The following is a 710-nucleotide window of genomic DNA, read 5'->3' on the forward strand; positions in this document are numbered from 1 at the left end:
AGCTATTTTTTCATATCAGCTTAACAGATTCCTATATTTAATATAATTAAAATAATCTAACTATATTAAAATTTATATATTCGAGGTTGTTTAAAATCTATTTTTAGAAAGATTACCTCTTATCTTAATACTTTTCTTTATTAAAAACTCTATATCCGTATCTTGTATTTCTACAAAGTTCCTCTAAATTAGTTCCACTTAAATACTCTAAAGACCCTTGGCATTCTCCATCAAAATGTATTTTCATAAATTCAATAAGTTCATCATCTGCTATTTGATCCATAGCTTCGTTTTTAAAGAAATAAAATGATTCTTGAAGCTCTAATAATGTATCTTTATAATTTTCTTGCATTATATATGGTGAATCACAAAAAGCTTCAATTATTTTTTTCAAAACACCTTCCGAAAATTCAATTCTTCCCGTATCTTTTAGTGACTTAAAACGATTTTCAATTAACTCATTAATATCTTCATTTGATAAGGTTAATCCATATTTAAGTGTTAATTCATTGCATTTTTTCAATTCTATTACTGCTTGTTTTTTTTGTATATCTTGAAGTACTAAACTAATATTTTTACTCATACTAATCACCTCTAGATATACTCTACTCCTAAGCCTAACCTACTACAAGACTTGAAATTTAGGCGATTTTGTGGTAATATAGAATCATAAAATAACAAAAAAATAAGGCTTAAGCCTTATTTTTTTT

The 710-nt window shown here is 24.9% G+C and carries 1 protein-coding gene; it reads right to left on the minus strand.

Translation table 11 applies throughout. The annotated features are described in order from the left end of the window. Window positions 1–124: 124 nt before the first annotated feature. Entirely contained in the window at window positions 125–583 is a 459-nt protein-coding gene (locus HMPREF0216_RS14700; protein WP_005215891.1) for a DUF6323 family protein, read from the minus strand. Between the last annotated feature and the right edge of the window lie 127 nt (window positions 584–710).

The sequence above is a fragment of the Clostridium celatum DSM 1785 genome (genome assembly GCF_000320405.1).
In the GTDB taxonomy this organism is placed as follows: domain Bacteria; phylum Bacillota; class Clostridia; order Clostridiales; family Clostridiaceae; genus Clostridium; species Clostridium celatum.

What these genes read in the sequence shown, in the direction of transcription:
- HMPREF0216_RS14700 (WP_005215891.1), bottom strand. Translation starts at nt 583, where the DNA reads ATGAGTAAAAATATTAGTTTAGTACTTCAAGATATACAAAAAAAACAA.